This is a genomic window from Formosa undariae, from assembly GCF_042427615.1.
GTDB lineage: Bacteria > Bacteroidota > Bacteroidia > Flavobacteriales > Flavobacteriaceae > Formosa > Formosa undariae.
In genome coordinates this window covers 19,102-35,506 of sequence record NZ_JBHMEZ010000009.1, presented here as the reverse complement: position 1 = coordinate 35,506, position 16,405 = coordinate 19,102, and the positions used below count along the sequence as shown (strand labels likewise).

The following is a 16,405-nucleotide window of genomic DNA, read 5'->3' as shown; positions in this document are numbered from 1 at the left end:
TATAAAATCAAATTATTATGGAAAATTCAAATCAACACTCAAACAATGGAAACTATAAAACTTTTTTTTTAATGTTAGGTTTGTCATTTATAGCCATGTATATAACGATGTACTTAAATACTTATGCTATAGACCATGTGTATTTTAGCTTAACTCGCTTTTACATGGTTTGCTTAGGGATTTCCGCAATGGCAGTTATCATGCTTTTATTCATGTTGAAAATGTATAAAAACAAGAAAAAAAATTTGGCAATACTTATTGGAAGTCTAGTGCTTTTTATTAGTTCATTGGGATTAGTTAGAGCGCAAGCACCCATTGTGGGGGATATACTTTGGCTAAAAGGGATGATTCCTCATCATTCAATAGCCATCTTAACAAGTGAGCGTGCAGATATTAAAGACCCTGAAGTCAAGAAACTGGCAAATGATATTATTGACGCACAACGTAAAGAAATAGAAGAAATGAAAGCAATGATAAAACGATTAGAAAATGAAAAATAATAAAATAGTTATTTATATTGGATTGTTAGCATCAGGAGTATTGTTAGGATGGTTTATTTTTAGCAATTCATCTACAAAAGAATCTGAACACAACCATGATGTTGCTAAAGAGACAAGTCAATTCTGGACATGCTCAATGCATCCTCAGATTATGCAAACAGAGGCTGGAGATTGTCCAATATGTGGTATGGATTTAATCCCTGCAGAAAGTGGGAGTGATGGCTTATTAGCAAATCAATTCAAACTTACAGAAAATGCTATGGAGTTAGCTAATATCCGAACAACCATAGTAAGTAATGAAAATAGGAAGGATAATGCTATTAAGTTATCGGGGAAAATTGTTATTAATGAAGATGAAACAGGAACACAACCAGCCCATTTTAATGGTCGTGTAGAAAAGTTATATATTAAATCCTTAGGAGAACAAGTTCAAAAGGGGCAAGCAGTAGCCGAAATTTATTCACCAGAATTAATTAGTGCGCAACAAGAATTAATTACAGCTTATCGCATGAAAGAGTCACAACCCAATTTATATGCATCGGTTCGTAATAAATTTAAGAATTGGAAAATTCATGATTCTCAATTATCACAGATAGAATCATCTGGTAAAGTAATTTCACAATTCACAATTTATTCGCACGTCGCTGGGATTGTATCTGAAATTGTAGTTAATGAAGGTGCTCATATTATGGATGGAGCTCCTATTTTTAAGGTAACCAATCTTTCAACGGTGTGGGCAAATTTTGATGTGTATGAAAATCAAATTTCCCTGTTTAAAGTAGGACAAGATGTTTCTATTATCACTAATGCTTACCCGAATAAGCCATTTAATGGAAAAGTAAGTTTTATAGATCCCATTCTAGAAGCCAAAACTAGAACTGTGAAATTAAGAGTAGTACTAGATAATAAACAGAAAATTTTTAAGCCAGGAATGTTTGTTGAAGGAACAATTAAAAGTATGATTTTAAGTAAAGAACAAACAATTACCATTCCAACTACGGCAGTATTATGGACAGGAGAGCGTTCAGTTGTTTATATAAAAACAGACCCTACTCAAACTGTTTTTGAAATGCGGAAGATTACATTAGGTAATCAAATAGGTAATAATTATGAGGTTTTAGAAGGGTTGCAAGTTAATGATGAAATAGTAACAAATGGCACATTTACCGTTGATGCAGCAGCTCAATTACAAGGTAAGAAATCAATGATGAATAAAGAGGGAGGTAAAGTTATGACTGGTCATGAAGGGCATCTTGGTATGGAAAATAATCCTTCAAAGAATAATAAGAATGAGAGAATAAAAGTTTCTGATAACTTTCAAAATCAATTAAAAGTCATTTTTAATGATTATTTAAAATTAAAAGATGGTTTGATTAAAGATGATACTGATAACGTTACTGAAGAATCAATAAGGCTGTTGGATAATTTGTCTAAAGTCGATATGAAGCTCTTAAAAGATAATGAGGCTCATAATCAATGGATGTCATTAGAAAAAAAAATAAAAGCATCAGCCACATCAATCTCAAATATCTCAAATATTGAATCACAACGAAATTATTTTAAGCATCTTTCATCTCATTTAATTAGCACGATACAGATATTTGGTGTCAAAGAAAAAGTCTTTGTAGAGTTCTGTCCGATGGTAGATGACAACAATGGTGCGTACTGGTTGAGTAGGGAAGAAAAGGTAATCAATCCATATTTTGGAGGTAAAATGTTAACCTGTGGGGAAATAAAACAAATTATAGAATAATAAAATCAAATTTTAAAGAATGAAAATAATAGTTTTAAGTGTAGCTATAATAGCAACATTAAGTTATATAGCTTGTAAAATTGAAACTAAAAAAAACAGAAATATCAACTACTGAAATGTCCTTAGGAATGTAAATTTCATGTTTATAATTTTGATTAACAGGTGATTGTGTATTTTGTAAAAGTGCTATTGAGAAGGCTGTAAAGAAGGCTGTAAAGAAGATTGTAGAAGTTACAAGTACAAATTGGGATGTTAAAAAAAAGAAAATTGATGTTTCTTTTGATGATACCAAAACAGAAGCAATGTCAATTTAGAAGGCTATTTCTGCTTCAGATTACGACACCCAAAAAGTTGTAGGAAGTGAAGAAGCCTATAATGGTTTGTCAGGTTGTTGTCAATACGGCCATAATATGGAAATGAATCAACTATAATATAGGGAGCTTTATAAAAATAGATTCCTTATTCTTAAGTTAGCGAATAAAAAGTCTTATTTTAAAAAATAAGGCTTTTTGTTTTTTTTACAGTCTATCAAAACTAACCGTTATTATAGAAGACCTTAATGCATATTTTAGTTGTCTTTATAAAAATTTAAAAAGGGCCTCGCTCCCGAGGCCCATTATGATCTACTTTCCATTGATTATCTTCTTTTACTAATTTAAAAATGCCCGGTTTAGAGTCAGAGCGCATAGTATATTTTATCCACACGATTTCACCATCTATTGCTTGGTCGACAACTTTAAAATTAATATCAGAATTTTTATCTTCTATAAACATCTCCTGAATACTTGTAAGGTTGGCATAGGCAACAGCTGTGGTGTGTTTTTTAAGAGTAGGTTTGTCGTTGTGTAAAAAACTTGTGGCCACTATTTCTGAAGTTTTAGCAGGGGAATAAGTTTTGGTTTCGGAGCATGACAAAAACAAAAGAACGGAAGTAATAAAGATGAGATATTTCATAATTTTATCAATTTGGATGGTTTATAAATCGGTGCGATATTTTTAATTCTATATTGCGTTCGCCTTTCTTCTCGTTTAATTCTAAAATAGCCCTACGGTCATTAGATAATGAAAACTTGGGTAACACATAAACGAGTTTAGTCGTTTCCTGTCTTGCAATTTTTGACGGCATATTCTGAATGTAAATAGGCTCGAAATACAAACGTTGCAGAGATTTTTGTTTTCCTTTTTGTCGCGTTTCAACCGAAAGTTTTAAAAAATTCAAATCGAAATCTAAGCTTGATTTATTTTTAATCTGAATGACGAAATACAATTCTTCAGTATCAAAAACGATGTTATCTACACTTAGCTCAATCCCTTGATACTGTTTGTTAATCTTACCAAGATTCTGTTGTCTTTCTAGTAAATAATCACAGAATCTTTGATAGTAATAATCTCTACTATTAATTTTAGGTTCAACAGAATCAGTAGGTTTTGGATTAAGCGTTTCAGGTCTTTCATTTCCAATGCTATTAGACAATGGAATAAAGTAATTGAATTGAGATAACTCTCTTTTGTACTTTACAATATACGAAAAAATTGAACCGTTTTTATTGATTACCAGTAGATTACTTTCTTTTCCTGGTTTGGCTTGTAACAAGCCTAAGTGATTTTCGGTTTCACGATTGAAGGTAAATATAAAATGATCTGCACCTGTTATGCCCTGACGAATGGGCTCAGGAAAAAAGAGCGCCACGTTTTTAGTATCGTTGGCATAAATGGTATCTACTGCAATGTTTTTGTGAATAGTACCTTGCGCAAATGTGGTTACAGAACTAAGTGAAAACAGGAGGGATGATATGGATATAAATGGTTTCATAGCGTCGGTTTTAGAATGAGTTTGTAATTGTTTAAAACAGTCACCTTTATATTTCTGTTTTTACGTTTCAGCAATTTTGTAATGCCTCCAACTTGAGGTACACTAGGAATATTGAAATCTCCCAAAACATCGTCTAAAACTTCAGTAGAGATTTCGCTTCTGAAATTGTTTTCGATATAAATACCTTCATTGCCGTCTTGAACATCGAAAGCTTTGAGCTGCGTTTGGTGATGATTAATAGTCTTTATTTCAATTAAAGCGCGATTGGTTTGGAAACTTATAAATCCGAAGACAAGCATGTTTTTAGGCATAAGTTTATTGTTGATTAAGGCAGCTTTAGTTAATCGCATACGTAATCTGCTGTTGGTTTTAACCACTTGGTTGCCATCTACAACAACAAAGATGCTAGCATCTGTATTTGCTGTTATATAATTGCTGTTTTGTTGTGGAGCTGCAGCAAAAAATAATTGATGTTCTAAACCGAGTTCCTTGGCTGCAATCTGTTGGTTCTTTTTAATATCTATGGAATCTACAACCTGAACTATTTTTGGCTCGATGCGCTTCTTACCCAAATTTTGATAGCTTACTTCAGAATATTTAATTTTCTTGGAAGCATAAATACTATCTACAATACGTTCTTTCTCTCGATCTGGTAATTCAGGGTCAAAAAAGCCGAGGGAATCTATTAATTTTTCATCGTAAATACTTGGTGCATTAGTTTCGCGAACTTCTTTAAGATCGTTAATAGCGTCTAACTTAGAATTATATTCTTTTTGATTTGCGTCTAATTCGGGTACTTCGGTTTGCTGAAGACTTTTAGTTTCATTGTCGTCTTCTCCCATAATCATGACACCATATGATATGAGGAAGATGACGATTACGGCCAAAACCGTGGCAAAAACGATTTTATTTTTTTCTATTTTCATCATTTAGTTTTTTAAGGGTGTTTTCAAAATAATCTGTTATGAGTAGTCCATGTGGGTTGTTCGGAAAATTTCTATTCACGACCATAAGATTACCCGTGGATATTAGTTCGTAGGTGTCAATTATAGACCCTCTATTAATTTCAAAGATGGTAGTTGTTGTAAAACTGTAAGCGCCATTAGTTTCAATAATATTAGAATTGATACTTAAAACCTTCTGCACTAGTGAATATTGTAATAGGCGATTATACACACCATCTGCTTTCTTTTGGCGGTATAAATTGTCTACCGTACTGTTTCCTAACCAAAGTGCTTTTTCTAAATTACGTTCATAATTACTGGCATCGATATTATAGAAGTAGTTGTGAAATAAATCTAAATGTGCTAAAGCTTCAATCTTGAAATTTTCCTTTTGTGTAACGAGTTTCAGAGGTATAATACTACCATCGGTATTAATAGCAAAGGCGCTATTAAGTGCTTTTTTATTGGTGGTAAATGCTATCCAAACAGAAAATGTGCAGGTTAGAAATGCGCATATAATTACGGCTAAAACAATAAGTCTGTTTAGTTTTAAAATGGTATAAATATTTTTATATGGTGTTTGCATTTTAGCTTGAATTAGTTGGTAAATAATCTAAGGGTGAAGGAGGTTGCGCGTCTGTATAATTTAAATTTCAGAAATACGATGAAGCCTACAGAACCCAGTTGAACTACTGGAGCAAATAAGCCTTGTCCGAAATCTGTTCCAAAAAGATTCGTCCAAAAATTAGCATTGATTTCAGTGTAAATGGCATTTATAAAAACATTGACAAGGAAAAAGGCAGGAACAAGCATATACACAGCGGCATACAATTTGAAAAATGTAAATGCTAGCGAACGAAATTCTTTGAATACCGATAAACTAATCACTAGCGGAAAAAAGGCTTGCATTATTCCTAATAAAAAATAACGTTCAGCTAAGAATAATGGATAAATAAATAGATCTAAAATCCAAAGAAATAGGCTTGTAATAAAAGCTAAAATCTTGAAGCCATACAAAGGAGTTACTAAGGCTTCATAAAGTAAGGTCATCGCATTTTTAGCAACATCAAACAAATCAATATCCTCTTCAATAGGAAGGTCTTGCATTTGTAAAGGTAATAGGGCAGGAGCTGTGCCACGATATTGTCCTTCTATGGCAACAAGTATGCTATCAAAAAAGCCTAGCAGTTGAGTTGAAAAAATAGCTAGAAGTACTATCGCAAAATTTTTCATTAAATCTCCAGGACTTAATCCCCAGGTATACCCCTCTTTATTTGCGACGCCTTCGTTATATTTATCCAAAATATTAACTAGAAAAAACATGACAGCAAGTGTTTTCATTCCGGCAATGGTGTATTGCGAGAAACTACTGCCTTGTATGGTCTGAAACACCGAGTCGATATATTCTAATCCAATTCCTAATAGTATCGTTGCCATTTTTAATACTGTGTTTCACGATTATTGATTTTATCCTGCATTTTTCTAAATGAAATAATATCCTGGTATCGCCGTGTTTTGGTACTCACACTGGCAACCATTTCTTTGGACTCTTCTTCTTTTTGATTTAGAATTTCGGTCCGTTCGGCATCACTCATCTTTAGGTAATCACTAGACAAAATTTCATCTATAAAGTCCATAACGTCTAGAGAGTTTTCTACTATAGCAGTAAATGAATTAGAGACTCGTGCAACTTCCTCAGGCTTTATATAAGGACTATCCAAAATTTCCTTGAGATCGCCTTGAAGAACAGAAATAAGGCGCTGGTTATTTTGTCCAATTTCACGTACAGCTTTTAATTGTTTAACCACATCGTTTACCTTCTCGATGTTCTCTTTTTGGGTTTTTAGAAACTCGACTGTCTTTATAATGTTTGCCGTTTGTTTTCCAGATTCTATAAGCTGTTTTATAAGACTTACAAAATTGGTATTGTCGTAAGTAGGCATACCTTGAGCTTTCATTTGGAAACAGAAAAAAAAGGGTAGGGCTAGAATAAAAAATTTTAGAGTTTTCATAATTTTAGGTTTTAGAGGTGAATGCTTTGATGGCTTTTTGCATATCATGAGTTTGCTCATAAAGCATCATGATTTCTTCATTTTCTTTACCATCGGTTAGGTAGGCTGCGTAAACTTCTTTGGGAACTTCTAATCTGAAAATGTTACTTTCTTTCCCAATTTTAATAAACATCTCGGTATATTTTCGAGCACCAGAAAGATTGTTTTTAATGGATTTTAGTTGATTTAAATCGTGACTTGATAAGTACAGTCTTTTAACTAATTCGTCATAGCCTTTTTCATTATTTAGGCTATAAATAACTTGAGTGTTTTCTAGGATACTAGCCGAAGTTGAATTGTTCGGGAGCTGATTTATGGATTGAAGAATAATACCAATAGCACCATTTTGTTTTCGGATGGCTTGATAATAGAATTCTACGCTTTCTAGTACATTCTCAAATTTTAGTTGTTTGGCAAATTCATCAAATAGAATGATGCCTTTTTCTGCACGATTTTTCCAAATGGTGCGTTGTATCGCTGATTTGATAAGCTTAAGCATCACGGATAAAATTTCCTTATTATCCTTGACTTCATCCAGTTCAAAAACGATTAATCGCTTATCTTCAATTTTATAGGTTTGGTCTTCACTAAGCTCAAATAGAAAACTATATAGACCATCTCCGACATATTCAGACATTATGTGTAAAAAGTTAGTAATGTTGAAGTAGTCGGGATGGATTTTTAGGGTATTCAAAAGGTCTTTTTGATGCCCTTCTATAAAGCTATAAAAATCATCTAGGGAGTGATTGTCTAGGGTGCTATCATAATAATGACGTAAAATCTTTTTAATAGATACAGATTGTGCTTTAGTAACTTTTAAATCTGAAGCAAATAGTTCAAATAAAAACACAGATAAATCCTCAAGGCGTTCCGGTGTGAGGTCGTTCTCGCTACTAATATAAAAGGGATTAATACCAAGGTTTTTACCGCTTTCGTAACGAAGGACGGTGTATTTCTCAGGATACAGCTTAGCGAATTTTGTATAAGAACCACCTAAATCTATGATGACTAATCGTACACCACTTTCAAAATATTGACGTAAAATATTATTAGCTAGAAAGGATTTTCCTTCTCCAGTAGGAGCGAAAATGGCAAAATTTCGTGCTTTAATCCTTTTTTTGTCTTCATCCCAAACATCTTTTAAAACAGGGATATTGTGTTCCCGATCGTTAAAGATGATGCCCGTTTTATCTGATTTATAATTGGTGTTATTAATAAATAAACACAAAGCGTGTTTTAAATCTGTAACATATACATCTGCATTCGAAAAATTAGAGGAGAAGCAGCAGAAACTATTCAAAATATAATTTTTACGTTCTTCGCCACGTGGATAATAGGGTGTGATATCTAGTTCCTTAAACTCTGTTTTAATTTTAGAGGTTATTTTCTCTAACTCAGATACTTTTTTATGCCAATACATAACATTAAAATGACCTCGGATAATACGTGAATTGTCATCTGCATTAATCTGTGCGAGTATGTGCTCAATTTTGCCAAGTATAACTTTATTTTGAGATCCGAAATTTGAACTTTTGTTAAGTTCTTCAACCTTCTTGTCAAGTAGCTTACGCCATTTTTGTTTATCATCTAAGTAAAGGATTTGGTTTACAATATGATTTTCATTTAGCGTAAGTCCTATACCATCAACAAACCCTTGATGAAATACAAAATCGTCAGAAGTGAATTTCTCATTGGTTTTGCTACTTTGTACACTTTCGCCAAAGCACAGTTCGCTATTGATGGCAAGGACATCAAAATAATTTTCGCCTATATGGATGTTTTTTTTATCTAGTAAAATATCGGTGTCAAACCCTTCATTAAAACCATTAAAATATTCAGTCGTGAAATTTTGAATGTCTTGAAGATATAGTGGGTGATAGATTGTTTTTCGATTGTTATTTATAAAGGAAATAGCATCTCTAACAGCATTCCCAAAACTTTTTATCTTTTCATCTAATTCAGGTATTGTATGTTTTGAAACACTTCGAAACGGATTGACGTATTTTGGGTTATTTAAAGCTTTGTTTTTGGTTAAGACAAAAAACAAATAACTTCTATGGTCTAAATGTTCTCGACCTTTAAAATGATTATGAGTTGCTTTTTCTAGGAACGTATTATTAGGCAGTTGACTAGCTGTATAAGTCTTTTTTAAATAGACATCTTGTTTGTGAATAACTGTTCCAATAGGCAATGATTTAAAGGCTTGAAACCAGGTGCCGTGCATATCTTCAAAATCCTTTTCTGAAAGCGAATAAATTTCAGGAAGAGAACCCTCAAAACAAAAGATCACATTGCCATTATTGGCAAGAATGATGTTATCCTGAATATCGGATATGGGATGAAACGCTGAAAGGTTAATCTTATTCATAATCGAAGTCGAAATTTCTTTTGTTACTAATAATTTTAGGAAAAGGTTTTGAGAATTGAAATAAGTTTGGATTAGTACTTATTCGGGTTAAGAGGATATAAAGTGACCCATTAAAAATGAGAACGCCTATAATCATTTTGAAACTCAAAGAGAAAATGATGATAAGTAAGGAACCTACTATAGAGACAATCATTAACGCAAAAAGGGTAATGGGTAGTCCAAAAATTACTGCTCGTTTTCTAATGTTTTTATATACTTCATATTGTCTCATATTACACCACGATTCCAATTAAATAGGTGAATATTCCAACAACAGCCCCGGCAATAAGAACAAACACTAATACTCTTGTTATTCCCTTTTTTAAATCGGCATTCTCTCCGAAGAAGTGACCTGCATTAAATAAAAATCCTACTAGGAATATGACTCCTAATATGATAGGGAAAATGGTTCTAATGGTGTTGGATACATCATCAACTGAAGCTTCAATGCCTCCAATTTGCGCAAAAAGCGATGTGGATAAGAGCGAAATAATGACCGCTAAATAGATTGATTTTTTCATCATGTTTGGTTTTAGAATTAGTAATGATTTTGTTATCAGTAATTTACATATATTTGTTTGTAATTATCTAAAAATCAGATAATTAAATAATAAATTATATTTAATTCTATTTGGTTTTATTCGATGCTATTTGATGCCAAATTTTATGATTTTTGGAAGTATGCCTGTTGAAAACCTATAATTAAAAAATGAAAAAGGGTCTTAAAAACGTCAGTTTTGTGATTTTACTCCTCAACATGTGCATTTGTTTTGGACAAGACATTCATGTTCAAAAACGAATAATAATTGATGTTGGACACGGTGGAAAAGATTCTGGTGCAGTCGCTAGAAACGGCACCCAAGAAAAAGATATCGTTTTGGATGTTGCTAAGGAGATTTTACGATTAAATTCAGGTTTAGACCAACCGAATTTAATTTTCCTAACCAGATATAAAGATTCATTGATTTCATTGTCAGATCGGTCTCGATTAGCAAAGTCTTTACAAGTAGATTTATTTCTGTCTCTGCATTGTAATCATGCTAAAAACTATAGGGCTAGGGGAGTTGAAGTGTTTGCTTATAGATGTCCATCCAAGTATTCCAAGACTGCCGTTTGGATGGCCTACCAGTTGCAAAGCCAATTTAAAAAACAATTAGGATTTGAAAGTAGGGGCGTAAAATTTGCAAATTTTCAGGTTTTAAGAGATACTACCAAGCAATGTCCTGGGCTACTTTTAGAGTTGGGTTTTTTATCTAACCCAGATGAAAATAGCTTTCTGTCTTCCAAAGAAAATGCCACGAGGATAGCTTTAATTATTCTGAAAATTCTAGAAACGTACTAAAAATAAGAACATGAAAGAGCTGGGGTTAGAAATTATAAATTGCTTAAAAGCCATAGCGAAAGCCTTGATTTTAGAATTTTTGAAACGTAAAAGATCAAATAAAAATTTTTAAGAGCGTTTGTCTTTTGAATTTTTGTCAAAAGCAATTAAATTGAATAATTCACGCATTCGACTTCGAACTCGGTTCCCGTAGCGTTCTTCCAACTCTTCAGCATTCAGGTTGGTGGTAGCATGGGTTTTAATCTTGTGTTTGGTTTGCAGATAAAGCTCGTAACGTGATAAAAGCACTTCCCCCATAACATTCAAATCCTTACCATAATACCTGCCTGAAGGCTCAATGCCGAGGTCATCAAAACAGAAAAACTTTGTGTTTCCGTAATCTTCAATAGTTTTAAATCCCAAGTGATTAAAACTGAAAGCGATATTGCGACAGGGAATGATTTCATAAGGCCGTTGCAAGGGGGGGAGGTGTCGAATGAGCTTCATTAGGCTTGTTTTGCCACAGCCTACTGGTCCCGATAGCAGTATGCCTTTGTCTGGATCGATGTTATCTTTTTTGCAATTCTTGTGATCCTTGATCAGATAATGGCATAGCTTACGAATAATCACCAGGTCGTCGTCGTAGATTTTAAAATGCTCTCCGAAAAGTAATTTTCCTTTGGCGTTCAAGTAAATCAAAATCAGGTCAAAATCGTAGATTACACTTTTGCCATCAAATTTTCCTAGGGCATATTCTATGCCGCCTTCAATAATTTTAGAGGGGTTGTCCATAGTCTTTGTCTTTAGTGGTTCGTAAGTTGTCCTTAAAATGGGATACTTGTTTTTTGTTTGATTGTTTTCCTAGGCTGAATAGCTCAGTTCTGTCCATCCAATTTATGGCTATAGATTTCCAATCTCGAATGTCATTTCCATCGCTAGTTTTCCAGTCTCGGTTTTTGTAGTGTTCGAAGAATTTTTTTCCTTCATCAGCATTAAAATCTTTTTTAATAAAAAATAATTTTACCTCCTGCCAGCCCTTTGGCTGTTTTATATTGTTTACTTGTTTAGTAATGTTTATAGTAGATACCAGTGCTTGTCCATTAATGGGACGGTTGTGTACCAATGCTTGTCCTTTCATGGGACTGTAGTGTACCGGAGCTTGTCCATTATTGGGATTGTTGTGTACTTCTACTTGTTCAGATGTGGGACACTCTTGTTCAGTATTATGAGAATCATTTGAGTCCAAAACAGTCATTTTTACCATGCTTCCCTTGTATGGATTATGAGATGGAAAATAGCTTAAATATCCCCAAGAATTTAGGTCGGAAATACATCTGTGATATGTGGATTTTGAGCCGATTTTTGATGCTTGCATCAAATCCCCTCGATTAATGAAGAATACTTCTACAAAACGATTACTATTCCACTCTAGAAACAAGGCCATATATAGGCTGATATGAGTTGGATTCAATCTTGTATCAAGATGGAATTTTTCAAAAGCTGCGTGAAGTAACTTTATGTAATTCATAATCTACATATTTTTATCAATATCTACTTTGTTTTCTATCATAACCGCTTGAATTTCTTCGGCAGAATAGTAGATTATACCGCCAATACGTGTGTACGGAATGGTTCCATTAAGTCGCAAATTTTGTAAAGTTCCGGAGCTTATTTTAAGTAAACTCATAACCTCTGTTGATTTGAGATAGGTTTTTAATTGTCTTTTAGATTGTTCTGTTAACAATCGTTTGATGTCGTCGATTAATTCTAGTTTGAATTCGTGTAGATCGTCGGTGGTGATGATACTTGTTGGCATAATGAATGATTTTTAATTAAACATATAAGCTACAATTTTTAAGAGTGATGTGCTTTGGCGTGAATTGAGCTTCTTTTGACAAATTTGGGGTAGTTTAGTGGAATTTTCACCCTATCACAGCTCTACTAATGCCATATTTTAGCATTTGTCAAAATGGAGGGTTTTGTAATCTTTTCGACAGGTAATCAAGATGAAAATGCAGAAAAACGGATGGTTTTATGGGGATTTCAGTGCATAAGAATATTCACAAGAAAAATACCCCATAGGGTAGTAATAGGGAGGTAATTAAACTATGTGAAATTATTAGTCATTAGGGTCTACGCAATCTTTTTTATTCAGTTCATTTAAATATGCGATTAACATAGCATCGGTAAATTGAGTTGGTCCTTTTGATCTTGTTGCATTTTCATTACGAGTATTATAAAACCCTTTCATTTCAATATCAATAATTTCTTGAAATTTTCGTGCTAAATCTATAATAGTTATATTGTTTTTGGTGTGAAGTCCAGATGCACTAAGTAAAGAGATAAGTTCAACAAAAGCCGAAAAACCAAATGGCCATATTAGTTTAGTGTTTTCTGTATGGTCATTTAAGGGGATAGGGTTATCAATACAGAAGAGTCTCTTTTGAAGATAGGCAACAAAAGCAGAGCATGCCCTAAATTCTGCAAGTAGAGTGCTTTTTGGAGTATTAAAGTCTAAATCTTCATTATATAATTTTGAAATTTCAAAATGGGTATTCGAATTGTGTTTTCTCGTAAAATAATGCTCGTCAAAGTGAGTACTCTCTAATTCTAAATATTGCCCGAAATCTATGTTCCGCAAAAAGAATCGGTTAAAGCGATGCAGTTTAAATTTAATTAATTGACGTTGTGATTCCTTATCACATTTAGGTAACTCGAGTTCAAAACTAAATACTTTTAAAAAGTAAATAAGTTCTTTTTGAGGAACAATTTTAGTGTATTTAAAAAAATCAATTTCGTGTTGAGTAGATTTGAATCCATAGGTTATAACCTCTTTTCTAAGAAGCCGTAATACACGTCTAGATAATTCAATAGAACGCATTGATCTTAATTTAATTCCTGGGGAAGAATTTTGAATATTTAATAGTTCTTCTTTAAATTCAGTTAGTAGTTTCTGCTTCATATTATTGGTTTTAGGTTGTTAATATGAATACGTAATGCATTTAAAAAAATAGTAATGCTTAAAAAAACATGTCTCATTACAGAATACTATTTTTTTTTAAGCTTATATCTTAGTCATAAGATGATTTTCTAGATATTTTTTAGTTTGTTTGGTGTTAAGTATGGTTAATAGTTGTGTAATTGCCTGATAGTCATAAATATAGATAATTTTCTCTAATGGTTAAAAAATAAATATTTTTCATTCTAAGAATTAAAAAAAGAAGAATTTTTAGAGTTTATTTTAAGAATTAATTAAATTTACTCCTTAAAAATTAAGAATTTAATTATATCAGTTTTAAAATGTATAATGGCTACTTTGTTAAATATATGTTTTTTGACTACTAAAGAGATTCAGAATGCTTTCATAAAGTAAATTAATTATTACTTGTGCTCTCGGTAGTCTATTTAAATTTCACCTGCATTACTTACTCAGAATATTGCCTATATATTGCTTCAAAACCATTTTAGGTATAATTTATAATAATGTAGAAGTACAAAAAAAATAGATTTTGGGAACTCAGTCATAAATCCGATATTTCAGAAGGAATATGTGAAGATGGAGAGCACTTTATTATAGAAATATTTGATTTAACTGATAAAAAGGCAAAGTCTAAAAATATTGATTTACCTGACATATCCGCACTACTTTTTGTCATAAGCTGTTTTTTGTTACTTCATGGGAATTCTTTCAAATCGCTTTTTTGTGGCATAATGTTAATACTTTTCAAGGGGCGAAACGTATTAATGATGCGATGAGTTTTGTTTTGAATAGGACTTTGAGTAATTAAAAATTGATCACACTATCTAAGGCATCGTCTGCATCTTTGTGAATAAAGTTAGCTTGATAATTTAAAGTGGTTTTAAGATCGCTATGTCTATATAATTTTTGTAGCATTAAGGGATGTATACTATCTCCTGCTAAATTACCAAAACTATGACGTGCTATGTGATTTGTCAAAGGTTTGTCTAATTCACATAATTTGCCAATTTTTTTTAAGTTAGTATTTAATAATTTAGTAGCGTTTCTCGTCTTTATAAAAATATCTTCTGGATTATCTTTATCTGCCTGGCTTAAAAAAGGAAATACATATCCTTTATTGAATCGTTTAAGCTTCTTGTACTCCTTTAAAATAATTTCTGCTTTTTCAGGAATTTTTAAACTAACAGGTTTTTCATTTTTATTCATTGTATAATACAACCTGTTATCTTTAAAGTCTGTCCATTTTAGTTTTAACACATCTGAAATACGAATTCCAGCAAAATAAAAAGAGGTTAACCATACTTTTTGAGTGTGTCTAATTAAAGAATTTGAAGGAAGTTCTAGCTTTTCAATTTTCTCAATTTCTTCTCTATTTAAACCAATTTTGTTACCTGATTTTATTATGATCTTTTCTTTCTGGTCTGCAAATGGATAATATTTTTTATCCACAATCCCGTTCTTTATGGCAACGTTAAAAAGTGTTCTAATAAAAATGAGCTGATTCGTTATCGTTCTAGGCTTTTGTTTTAAATATACGGTACAAAAGTTTTTATACTTACCAATAAACGATTCGTCGATATCTCGGAATTTTAATTTTTTACTGTTTTTAAAGTGATTAATACTTTCAATAAAGCTATAGTCAGGATTTTTTGACTTTCTTATTCTGTCTAATCTTCTTATTCTAATGTCTTTAATAGACTGTTGTCTTGTGCTTGTTATTTTTAGATTTAAAAATTCTTCTAGATTATTTAAGGTTGAAATTTCAGATTTAGCAACGGAAAACACACCACTGTCATATTTACTTTTAACACGTTCATAAGCTAATTCAAAAAATGATTTAGATCCATTAGACCCCTTAAGTTTTTTCTTCGCTAACTTTGGTGTTATAGATTCTTCTGATTGAAAAAAAATGTTATTAGCTTCATTTAATTTTTTTAAAATAAAATTATTTAACCTAGCATAATTTGGATGAGATTTTTTTGCAAAACCTTTTTTATCATCCCAATCTTTTTCCAATATATATTGTCCTAACCAAGAGTAGTTGGTTTTGTAATTTTCACTTATTCGAATAGCTAAAGGAGCAGTCCCATCTAACTTTTGCTTATTTTTTCTTCTGACAACTTTTAGATTAGGCATAGTTTAATATTTTAAGTGATTATATAATTATAAATGGGTACAGAATAGGTACAGAATAATATGTGTTTATTTGCTAATATAACACTTTTAAATTTATTTATTTTATGTAAATCACTGAATTTTAGTGGTTTTTGGTTAGTTTTGGTTGTCTTTATATTAGGTTCATAACCCAGAGGTCACGAGTTCAAATCTCGTTCTCGCTACAAGTGTTTAAAAGGCTTCACAGTAATGTGAAGCCTTTCTTGTTTTTAATGGGGATAGAATAAGGCCTTGTGGGAGGTTTTATTTATTTTGGTGTTCTAGTTATTCAATATTAAAACTTATGATTTAGTGATGCTTTTATGCCTTTGTAGTTGTATTGCATATAGCTTATGACCACTATATATATAGAATAGGTTCGTTTCTGGAAAGGTTTTCGAAAAAAAGTTGATGCTATCCATGCTACTATTTTTCAAATTCTCCTCTAATACTTAGAAGTTAATTATTGGATTTAATTCGGG

The 16,405-nt window shown here is 32.1% G+C and carries 16 protein-coding genes; 3 read left to right on the top strand and 13 right to left on the bottom strand.

The genetic code is table 11. The features are described 5' to 3' along the window. Positions 1-17: 17 nt before the first annotated feature. Together ACFFVB_RS08385 and ACFFVB_RS08380 are read left to right on the top strand one after the other, a co-directional pair. Positions 18-500, top strand: a complete 483-nt coding sequence (locus tag ACFFVB_RS08385; protein WP_382382277.1) for a DUF305 domain-containing protein — start codon at positions 18-20, stop codon at positions 498-500. Then, positions 490-2,253 (top strand): efflux RND transporter periplasmic adaptor subunit, encoded by a 1,764-nt coding sequence (locus ACFFVB_RS08380; protein ID WP_382382276.1) that lies wholly within the window; start codon positions 490-492, stop codon positions 2,251-2,253. The genes ACFFVB_RS08385 and ACFFVB_RS08380 overlap by 11 nt, the downstream gene beginning before the upstream one ends. A gap of 588 nt (positions 2,254-2,841) precedes the next feature. Here the strand turns inward: ACFFVB_RS08380 and ACFFVB_RS08375 are convergent. From ACFFVB_RS08375 to ACFFVB_RS08340, 8 genes are all read right to left on the bottom strand, one after another. After that, a complete protein-coding gene (locus ACFFVB_RS08375; protein WP_382382275.1) occupies positions 2,842-3,117 on the bottom strand; it encodes a hypothetical protein in 276 nt (91 codons plus the stop codon). Between the two features lie 97 nt (positions 3,118-3,214). Next, the gene (locus ACFFVB_RS08370; RefSeq protein WP_382382274.1) at positions 3,215-4,066 is read right to left on the bottom strand and encodes a DUF4138 domain-containing protein; all 852 of its coding nucleotides are present in this window, start codon (positions 4,064-4,066) and stop codon (positions 3,215-3,217) included. Next, positions 4,063-4,992 carry a conjugative transposon protein TraM gene (gene traM / locus ACFFVB_RS08365; protein WP_382382273.1) on the bottom strand — a complete coding sequence of 310 codons (930 nt, stop codon included), beginning with the start codon at positions 4,990-4,992 and terminating at the stop codon, positions 4,063-4,065. The genes ACFFVB_RS08370 and traM overlap by 4 nt, the downstream gene beginning before the upstream one ends. Continuing rightward, entirely contained in the window at positions 4,973-5,596 is a 624-nt protein-coding gene (locus tag ACFFVB_RS08360; RefSeq protein ID WP_382382272.1) for a conjugal transfer protein TraK, read from the bottom strand. Before ACFFVB_RS08360 ends, traM begins: the two co-directional genes overlap by 20 nt. Positions 5,597-5,607: 11 nt before the next feature. After that, positions 5,608-6,447, bottom strand: coding sequence for a hypothetical protein (locus ACFFVB_RS08355; protein WP_382382271.1), 840 nt, complete (start codon positions 6,445-6,447; stop codon positions 5,608-5,610). 2 nt (positions 6,448-6,449) lie between these two features. Then, the gene (locus ACFFVB_RS08350) at positions 6,450-7,022 is read right to left on the bottom strand and encodes a conjugal transfer protein (RefSeq protein ID WP_382382270.1); all 573 of its coding nucleotides are present in this window, start codon (positions 7,020-7,022) and stop codon (positions 6,450-6,452) included. 4 nt (positions 7,023-7,026) lie between these two features. Beyond that, entirely contained in the window at positions 7,027-9,429 is a 2,403-nt protein-coding gene (locus ACFFVB_RS08345) for a TraG family conjugative transposon ATPase (RefSeq protein ID WP_382382269.1), read from the bottom strand. 272 nt (positions 9,430-9,701) lie between these two features. Continuing rightward, complete coding sequence (locus ACFFVB_RS08340) at positions 9,702-9,989, bottom strand: hypothetical protein (protein WP_103192100.1); 288 nt, start codon at positions 9,987-9,989, stop codon at positions 9,702-9,704. Between the two features lie 236 nt (positions 9,990-10,225). Between ACFFVB_RS08340 and ACFFVB_RS08335 the strand changes: the two genes are divergently transcribed. Beyond that, positions 10,226-10,810 carry an N-acetylmuramoyl-L-alanine amidase family protein gene (locus ACFFVB_RS08335; RefSeq protein ID WP_382382268.1) on the top strand — a complete coding sequence of 195 codons (585 nt, stop codon included), beginning with the start codon at positions 10,226-10,228 and terminating at the stop codon, positions 10,808-10,810. A 108-nt stretch (positions 10,811-10,918) separates the two neighbouring features. On the opposite strand, the gene ACFFVB_RS08330 is transcribed toward ACFFVB_RS08335, so the two are convergent. The 5 genes from ACFFVB_RS08330 to ACFFVB_RS08310 all read right to left on the bottom strand — a co-directional run bounded on the left by ACFFVB_RS08330 (position 10,919) and on the right by ACFFVB_RS08310 (position 15,905). Then, complete coding sequence (locus ACFFVB_RS08330; RefSeq protein WP_382382267.1) at positions 10,919-11,581, bottom strand: P-loop NTPase family protein; 663 nt, start codon at positions 11,579-11,581, stop codon at positions 10,919-10,921. Next, complete coding sequence (locus tag ACFFVB_RS08325) at positions 11,565-12,317, bottom strand: hypothetical protein (protein ID WP_103192098.1); 753 nt, start codon at positions 12,315-12,317, stop codon at positions 11,565-11,567. The genes ACFFVB_RS08330 and ACFFVB_RS08325 overlap by 17 nt, the downstream gene beginning before the upstream one ends. 3 nt (positions 12,318-12,320) lie before the next feature. Next, the gene (locus ACFFVB_RS08320; RefSeq protein WP_382382266.1) at positions 12,321-12,605 is read right to left on the bottom strand and encodes a helix-turn-helix domain-containing protein; all 285 of its coding nucleotides are present in this window, start codon (positions 12,603-12,605) and stop codon (positions 12,321-12,323) included. Between the two features lie 303 nt (positions 12,606-12,908). After that, entirely contained in the window at positions 12,909-13,751 is an 843-nt protein-coding gene (locus ACFFVB_RS08315) for an RteC domain-containing protein (RefSeq protein WP_382382265.1), read from the bottom strand. A gap of 822 nt (positions 13,752-14,573) precedes the next feature. After that, positions 14,574-15,905 (bottom strand): tyrosine-type recombinase/integrase, encoded by a 1,332-nt coding sequence (locus tag ACFFVB_RS08310; RefSeq protein ID WP_382382264.1) that lies wholly within the window; start codon positions 15,903-15,905, stop codon positions 14,574-14,576. Positions 15,906-16,405: the final 500 nt, after the last annotated feature.

What these genes read in the sequence shown, in the direction of transcription:
- ACFFVB_RS08325 (WP_103192098.1), bottom strand. Translation starts at nt 12,317, where the DNA reads ATGAATTACATAAAGTTACTTCACGCAGCTTTTGAAAAATTCCATCTT.
- ACFFVB_RS08340 (WP_103192100.1), bottom strand. Translation starts at nt 9,989, where the DNA reads ATGAAAAAATCAATCTATTTAGCGGTCATTATTTCGCTCTTATCCACA.
- ACFFVB_RS08380 (WP_382382276.1), top strand. Translation starts at nt 490, where the DNA reads ATGAAAAATAATAAAATAGTTATTTATATTGGATTGTTAGCATCAGGA.
- ACFFVB_RS08310 (WP_382382264.1), bottom strand. Translation starts at nt 15,905, where the DNA reads ATGCCTAATCTAAAAGTTGTCAGAAGAAAAAATAAGCAAAAGTTAGAT.
- ACFFVB_RS08320 (WP_382382266.1), bottom strand. Translation starts at nt 12,605, where the DNA reads ATGCCAACAAGTATCATCACCACCGACGATCTACACGAATTCAAACTA.
- ACFFVB_RS08355 (WP_382382271.1), bottom strand. Translation starts at nt 6,447, where the DNA reads ATGGCAACGATACTATTAGGAATTGGATTAGAATATATCGACTCGGTG.
- traM (WP_382382273.1), bottom strand. Translation starts at nt 4,992, where the DNA reads ATGAAAATAGAAAAAAATAAAATCGTTTTTGCCACGGTTTTGGCCGTA.
- ACFFVB_RS08385 (WP_382382277.1), top strand. Translation starts at nt 18, where the DNA reads ATGGAAAATTCAAATCAACACTCAAACAATGGAAACTATAAAACTTTT.
- ACFFVB_RS08335 (WP_382382268.1), top strand. Translation starts at nt 10,226, where the DNA reads ATGTGCATTTGTTTTGGACAAGACATTCATGTTCAAAAACGAATAATA.
- ACFFVB_RS08330 (WP_382382267.1), bottom strand. Translation starts at nt 11,581, where the DNA reads ATGGACAACCCCTCTAAAATTATTGAAGGCGGCATAGAATATGCCCTA.
- ACFFVB_RS08350 (WP_382382270.1), bottom strand. Translation starts at nt 7,022, where the DNA reads ATGAAAACTCTAAAATTTTTTATTCTAGCCCTACCCTTTTTTTTCTGT.
- ACFFVB_RS08345 (WP_382382269.1), bottom strand. Translation starts at nt 9,429, where the DNA reads ATGAATAAGATTAACCTTTCAGCGTTTCATCCCATATCCGATATTCAG.
- ACFFVB_RS08315 (WP_382382265.1), bottom strand. Translation starts at nt 13,751, where the DNA reads ATGAAGCAGAAACTACTAACTGAATTTAAAGAAGAACTATTAAATATT.
- ACFFVB_RS08370 (WP_382382274.1), bottom strand. Translation starts at nt 4,066, where the DNA reads ATGAAACCATTTATATCCATATCATCCCTCCTGTTTTCACTTAGTTCT.
- ACFFVB_RS08360 (WP_382382272.1), bottom strand. Translation starts at nt 5,596, where the DNA reads ATGCAAACACCATATAAAAATATTTATACCATTTTAAAACTAAACAGA.